This is a genomic window from Brachybacterium sp. B718/18, from assembly GCF_055454375.1.
This window is the reverse complement of the sequence record NZ_JBVDDO010000005.1, coordinates 34,981-42,002: the sequence shown is the minus strand read 5'-3', so window position 1 is coordinate 42,002 and position 7,022 is coordinate 34,981. Positions and strand designations below refer to the sequence as shown.

General features: G+C 74.8%; 4 protein-coding genes. 2 read left to right on the top strand and 2 right to left on the bottom strand.

Going from position 1 to position 7,022, the window contains the following annotated elements; all coding sequences use genetic code 11:
- Positions 1-33: 33 nt before the first annotated feature.
- Complete coding sequence (locus ACZCAH_RS09340; protein WP_464340816.1) at positions 34-2,796, bottom strand: S8 family serine peptidase; 2,763 nt, start codon at positions 2,794-2,796, stop codon at positions 34-36.
- Positions 2,797-3,027: 231 nt separating this feature from the next.
- Here ACZCAH_RS09340 and ACZCAH_RS09335 point away from each other — a divergent pair, with 231 nt between their 5' ends.
- Positions 3,028-4,617, top strand: coding sequence for an aspartate:alanine exchanger family transporter (locus ACZCAH_RS09335; protein ID WP_464340815.1), 1,590 nt, complete (start codon positions 3,028-3,030; stop codon positions 4,615-4,617).
- A gap of 24 nt (positions 4,618-4,641) precedes the next feature.
- On the opposite strand, the gene ACZCAH_RS09330 is transcribed toward ACZCAH_RS09335, so the two are convergent.
- Positions 4,642-5,511, bottom strand: a complete 870-nt coding sequence (locus tag ACZCAH_RS09330; RefSeq protein ID WP_464340814.1) for a hypothetical protein — start codon at positions 5,509-5,511, stop codon at positions 4,642-4,644.
- A gap of 49 nt (positions 5,512-5,560) precedes the next feature.
- Between ACZCAH_RS09330 and ACZCAH_RS09325 the strand changes: the two genes are divergently transcribed.
- Entirely contained in the window at positions 5,561-7,015 is a 1,455-nt protein-coding gene (locus tag ACZCAH_RS09325) for a DUF2079 domain-containing protein (RefSeq protein WP_464340813.1), read from the top strand.
- Positions 7,016-7,022: the final 7 nt, after the last annotated feature.

Sequence of the window (7,022 nt, the reverse complement as noted above, 5' to 3'; positions counted from 1 at the left end):
GAGCCGACCGCCGCGGTCAGCGCATCACCGTGATCAGTGCGCCCCGGGCTTCCCGGGGGTCGGGTTCGCGATGGTGAACGTCGGCGTCCGCACGATCTCCCAGTGGTCGGGGTTCGCGGGATCGCCGAGCGGCTTCAGCACCCGCAGCTCGAGCTGGTAGGTGCCGTTCTTGACCGTCTTGGTCTTCTCGTTCTTCAGCGCGTAGGTGCCGTCCCACGCCCAGACCTCGGGCCCGGCGGTGCGGCCGAGATGGTCCACGGACAGCACCGAGCCGATGGAGGGGTTGACCGGCTTGGCCTTGCCGCCGCCGTTGAGCTGGTAGGCACGCACCTCGAAGGTCTCCGCCGGGTAGGCCAGGTGGTACGCGAGGTAGGGGACGTCGCCGTCCTGCATCGTGTACTCGTGGCCGCCGTCGGCGTCGATCAGCACGCCGCCGGCGCCGTCGGAGACCCCGAGGGCGGGCAGGCCGAGGCCGACCTCCTCGAGCACCGGCAGCGCCTGGTAGTCACCGGAGAGGCCCGCGAAGGGCACGACGAGATCGGCGTCGGGAGCGGTGAGGGTGATCCAGCCACCGTAGATGATGCCGTTCTCGCCGAAGTCCTCCCCGAGGGTGACCTCGAGGTCGGCGCTGCCCCCCGCCGGGACGGTGAACTCCTCGACGGCGGGCTCCGCGATCCCCTCGGCGGCGTAGAAGGCCGGGTCGAGGGTCGGGGCGCCCGTCGCGACGCCGTGGCGGACGCCGACGGCGTAGGTCACGTCTTCCACGGAGGTGTTCGCGACCGTGACGGTCACGGTCCTCGGGCCGTCCTCGCCCTCGCCGAGGGAGATCGATGGCTCAGCCACCCGGGCCGTGGTGCTCGCCGCGGCGACCAGGTCGAGCATCCCCGCCCCCTGGCGGTGGACCGGCTCGAGGTAGCCCTGGTCCGGGACGAGCGACCAGGTCAGCGGATCGGCGGTGGACATCATCGCGGCCTTGACGTCGGCCGGGGCGAGGTCCGGGGACTTCTCGAGCAGCAGCGCCGCGGCGCCCGCGACGTGCGGAGCGGCCATCGAGGTGCCGGACTTCGCGCCGTGCGCGCCCTGCTCGAGCGGGACGGTGGACCAGATCGAGCCGCCAGGGGCGGCGACGTCGGGCTTCAGCTGCAGATCCGCGGTGAGGCCGTAGGAGGAGAAGTCGGAGACCAGGCCCGCGGTCTCGTTCTCGACCACGGTGGTCCCCTCCTGCCAGGTCCAGGTGACCGCTCCGGCGGCGAGCGCCTCCTGCAGGGCGAGGCCGTCGGCCTGGCCGAGCATCACCACAGGGATGGTGAGGGCGGGATCGCCCTCGACGGTCGGGTTCACGACGCCGGGGGCGTTGTCGTAGAGGATCACGGCCTCGTACCCGGCCGCCTCGCCCGCAAGGGCCTTCTCGCGGAAGGAGCAGGTGCCGCGCTCGACGAGCAGCGCCTGACCGGCCTCGGCCGGGGCCACGCCCGCGGGATCGCAGGCCTGGGCCTGCGGGGTGCCGGGCGCTCCGGCGGCGACGAGCGCGAGCTCGCCCGCGGTGGGCGGGGCCGGGGCGCCGGTGGCCGCCGAGTAGGCCACGTCGCTGCCGGCCGCGGTCGCGTAGGGCGAGCGGCGATGGGTCGAGTCGACGGAGGCGACGGTGATCGCCGAGGCGGCGACGCCCGGGGCGCCGCTCGAGAAGGTGCCGGAGGTCCCGGAGTTGCCCGCGGAGATCACGACGGTGATCCCGGCGTCGACGAGGGAGTCGGCCATCTGCGCGGTCGGGTAGTCAGGCCAGGTCATGAAGCTCGCGCCGAGGGACATGTTCACGACGTCGGCGCCGTCGGTCCGGGCCTGCTCCATGGCGGCGAGGATGACGTCGGTGTCGCTCGTGCCGTCACAGCCGAAGATCCGGTACGCGAGGAGGTCCGCCTCGGGGGCGACACCGGTGACCTCGCCGTCGGCGCCGACGATGCCCGCGACGTGGGTGCCGTGGCCGCCGCAGTCGTCGGGGAAGGCGTCGGGCGCGGCGGGCACCCCGGTCGAGGAGTCGTAGGCGTCGCCCACGTAGTCGTAGCCGCCCACGACGCGATCGTTCGGGAAGTCCGCGGTCTCGTCGTCGGTGCCGGAGCCGCCGAGGTCGGGGTGGTTGTAGTCGATGCCGGAGTCGATGATCGCGACGCGGACCCCGTCACCGCTCAGCCCCTCGACCTCCTGCAGGACGTCCGCGCCGGTCATGGCGTTGGCGGGGGCGTCCTCGGGGGAGGTCGCGGCGGGCTCGGGCGCCTCGACCGCGAGCACCGGGAAGACGGCCTCGACGCCGGCGACGCCGCGCAGGGCGGCCACGTCGGCATCGGACATGCTGACGGTCATGCCGTTCCAGCCGCCGGTGAAGGAGCGCTCGACCTCGAGGTCGATCGAGACGTCGGCGGCGCGCAGCTGCACCTGCTCCTGCGCGGTCGTGTTCGCGCGCGCGGAGCCGCCCTGCAGCACCGGATCACCGGCGACCTGCACGAACCAGCGGCCGGGGATGGCCTCGGCGGAGCCGTCCAGCAGCTCGTCCTGCACGGGGACGTCGACGCCGAGCTCCGAGGCGGTGCCGAGCGGGGTCAGGTCCCCGGGGTCGGCGAGCGCGGCGGGGGCCGTGAGGAGCCCGGCCACGAGCGCGCCGCCCGCGGCGCCGGCGGCGAGGGTACGGCCCCAGCGACGACGGCCGAGGGCGCGGCCGACGGCGGCGGCATCGGGGGCGCGGCCCGACGAGGGGTCGGGTGCGGGGTCGGGAGAGGGTGGGGAGAGCGGGGTGAACGGCATCGGCGGTCCTCCGGTCGGGGGTGGTCGGTGCGCCGCGCGTCCTCGCGCCCGGGAGGGGGTCCCGACGCGCACCGGTGGGGGCAGTCAAGCGGCTCCGGCCGGTGACCGGGCGGAAACCTGAAGATCCACTGACACCGTTACCGGAACGTCACCTTCGGGTGGAGGTGACGTTCCGATCACCTCACCCTCGTGACCTGCGATGACAGCCGGTCACGGGGCTAGCCTCGAACCATGCTCGACCTCCTCGCCGCCACTCCCGTCCTCACCCTCGTACTGGTGATGGCGGCCGGATCGGCGCTCGGCGCCCTCCGCCTCGGTCCGCTCCGGCTCGGCGCCGCGGGCGCCCTGTTCATCGGCCTCGCCGTCGGTGCCCTCGACCCGCGTCTCGGGGAGGGGCTCGACCTGCTGCAGGCCGTGGGCCTGGCCCTCTTCGTCTACACGACGGGGCTCGCCGCCGGGGCGAGCGTGCTGCGCGATCTGCGCACCCAGACCCGACTGCTGCTCGCGGCCAGCGTGCTGCTGGTCCTCACCGGTGCGCTCGCCCTCGGGGCCGGCAGCCTGCTGGGCCTCTCCCCCGGTCTGCTGGGCGGGATGGTCTCGGGCATGACCACCGCCTCCCCGGCGCTGGACACCGCGACCCGGGCTCTCGACGGCTCCCCCGAGCCGGCCGTCGGCTTCGCGATCGCCTATCCCGTCGGCGTGATCGTCGCCCTCCTCGTGCTCTCCGCCGTCGGCCGACGCCCCCTGCCCGGCCGCCGCGACCCCGCCCCCGCCTCCGCCGCCGGGCTGCGGACCGCGACCGTCGAGCTCGACCGGGCGCTGCGGGTCCAGGAGATCCCCGGGATCGCGGCGCGCGCGGGAGGCCGGGGCGGGCAGCTGCGCATGTCCTATCTGCTGCGGGACGGGGCGGTGCGGGTCGCCCTGCCCGAGGACGACCTCCGGGTGGGCGACCACCTGCTGCTCGTCGGCGCCCCCGAGGCGATCGACCGGGCCGTCTCCCACCTCGGCCACCTCGCCCCGGGGGACCTCGCCGACGACCGCTCGGTGGTCGACTACCGCCGCTGGGTGGTCTCCAATCCTGAGGTGGCCGGGCGCACCGTCGCCCAGCTGCGGATCCCCACCCGGTTCGGCGGCATCATCACCCGGGTGCGCCGCGGCGACCGCGACCTGCTGGCGCTGCCCGACATGCGCCTCCAGCTCGGCGACCGGGTGCGGGTGGTCGTGCCCCGCGAGCGGATGGGCGAGCTGTCCTCCCTGTTCGGCGACTCGGAGCGGCGGATCACCGAGGTCGACTGGATCAGCGTGGGTCTCGGGATCGCCCTCGGCATCCTCGCGGGCCTCGTGAGCATCCCGCTGGGCGGCGGAGCGAGCCTCGCCCTCGGGGCGGCCGCCGGTCCGCTCGTGGTGGGACTGGTGCTGGGACGGCTCGAGCGCACCGGACCGCTGATCTGGACCATCCCCGGCTCCGCGAACCTCACCATCCGCCAGCTCGGCCTGGTCCTCTTCCTCGCGACGGTCGGCCTCGCGAGCGGCGAGAGCTTCGCCGAGACCGCGCCGAGCCGCACGGGCCTGCTCGTGGCGCTGCTCGCCGCCGGGCTCACCGCCGCGTCGTTGCTCGCCCTCTGGGGCGTCGGGCGCTGGGCGGGGATGTCCGCGCCGCGCACCCTCGGGGCGCTCGCGGGCTTCATCGGGCAGCCGGTGCTCATGGGGCACGTGGCCACGTTCACCGACGACGAGCGCGCCGAGTCCGGTTACTCCGCCCTGTTCGCCGTGGGCATGGTGGTCAAGATCCTCGTCGTGCAGCTGATCGTGCTGTGGTGAGAGGAGACGTCGAGCGCTGCGGGCTCAGCCCTCGGTCTCGCGGTGCAGCACCAGCTCCCCGGGATCGGGGAGCAGGAACCCCGGGGACGCCATCTCCTCGAGCGCCCGGTCCAGATAGGGGTCGTCCAACGTGTCCGACGCCTCCTCGCCGAGCATCACGCTGAGCATCGCGAGCGCGCCCTCGGAGATCGTCAGCTCGAGCGCGTAGTCCCGCCCGCCGCGACGGAAGCGCCCGGTCACCGGCCAGGTCTGCTGATGCGGCACGGCGCGGCGACGGGGCGCGGCGACCTCGAGCGGAAGATCGGAGGTGGCGTAGCCGGGGTCGACCGCGCGGACCGTCTCCAGCTGCTCGCGCAGTGCCGCCGCGCCGGGGAGGTCCACGCCGTCGGGCCCCGGCGCGAGCAGCGCCTCGAGCAGCGCCCGGGCCTCCGCCGGCAGCTCCTGCGACTCGCTCTCGGAGAAGACCTCCTCGAGGGAGCCCCAACGCTCCCCGCCGAGCGGACCCGGCAGCGCGTACGCGGCGACGGTCCCGAGCACCCCGACCGCGGCCAGCACGGGGCGCGGCCGGGAGACGCCCGCCCGGCGCAGGAAGTCCACGAGCAGTCCGTCGGCGGCCTCGGCGAGGTCCATCAGGCCGAGGGTCGCCCCGCCGGTGACCACGCCGTCCCGCACCGGATCCAGCAGCGCGCCCGAGGTGCGCGCGGTGTCGGCCGCGAGCAGCCCGCTCACCGCGGCGACGCCCACCCGATAGGCACCGCGGCCGAGCGGCCCGAGGCGACGCGGCTCGACGAGGGTGAGGGCGCCGACGGCACCGGCCAGCAGGCCGACGCGCACCAGCCGACGGGGGTCGCCGAAGGGCGCGGGGCGGGGCGCGGCCGGGGAGGGGGTGCTCATGGCCGCAGTGTAGGTCCGTTCCCCGGGAGAGCCCCGCTACCCTCACGGGGTGACCTCCACCGCCCCGATCGCGCCCTCCGCCGAGCTCGCGGTCGAGGACCGCGCGACCCGCTGGACGCGGCGCCTGGTCCCCGTCGCGCTCGCCCTCACGGCGACCCTCGTCTACGGCCTGCTCGGCTCGCAGCAGTTCCGCACCCTCGTCACGCACTCCTGGGACCTGGGGATCTTCACCCAGCTGGCCCGGGCCTACGGGGAGCTGCGCGCCCCGATCGTGCCGATCAAGGGCGACGGGGCGAACCTCCTCGGCGACCACTTCCATCCGATCCTGGTGCTGCTCGCCCCGGTGTGGTGGGTGTGGCCGAGCGGGGAGGCGCTGCTGTGGGCCCAGGCCGCGCTGCTCGGCGGCTCGGCGATCCCCCTGACCCGGCTCGCGATCGACCGGCTCGGGCCGGTCACCGGGTCGGTCGCGGGAGGCGCCGCCGTGTTCTCCTTCGGTCTGCAGTCGGCCGCCGCCGTACAGTTCCACGAGATCGCGTTCGCGGTGCCGCTGCTCGCCCTGTCGCTGACCGCGCTGCTGCGGGAGCGGACCGTCGCGGCGATCCTCTGGGCCGCTCCGCTGGTCTTCGTGAAGGAGGACCTCGGACTCACGGTCGCCGTGCTCGGCGGGATCATCGCCCTCCGCGCCCGGAAGCACCGGTGGGGCGGGCTCGGGCTCACCTGCTGGGGCGTCGGCTGGTTCGTGCTGTCGACCTTCGTGATCCTGCCGCTGCTGAACACCGCCGGCCAGTACGACTACACCGACAACCTCGGCTCACCGCTCGACGTCCTGGGACCTCCCGTGAAGTGGATGACGGTGGGGATGCTGCTGCTCTCGGCGGGCATCATCGGCGCGCGCTCCCCGCTGATCCTGCTCATGCTGCCCACCCTCGCCTGGCGCTTCACCGGAACGGTCAGCTTCTACTGGGAGTGGTACTGGCACTACAACGCGGTGCTCGTGCCGATCGCGCTCGCCGCCCTGCTCGACGCGCTCGGCGACCGCCGCACCGGCCGGGCCACCGCGCTCCGGCGCCGGGACGCGCCGCGGCCCGGGCCCGAGGTGCGCACCGCCGCTGTCGCCGCGACAGCGGCCGCGACCTTGCTGCTGGGGAGCCAGATGCCGATCCTCGACGTCCTCCGGCCCGAGAAGTGGGAGGCGAGCTGGCGGGCGGAACCGGCGGCGGGAGCGCTCGCCGCGGTGCCCGACGACACCGTGCTCGCCGTCGACATCACCCTCATGGCCCAGGCCGTCCCCGATCACGACGTGCAGTGGGTGCACGGGTCGAACCAGCGGGTGCCGGACTGCGTGCTGGTGGACGTCTACGCCTTCTCCTGGGGCGGGAAGCAGCCGGCCGACGTCGCCTCGTGGGCGGGCGAGGAGTGGGGCGAGGCCTTCGAGACCCGCTACGACGAGGGCGGCTTCGTGGTCGCCTGCCGGGACGGGGTGCCCCGCACGCAGGCGACCTGAGTCGCAG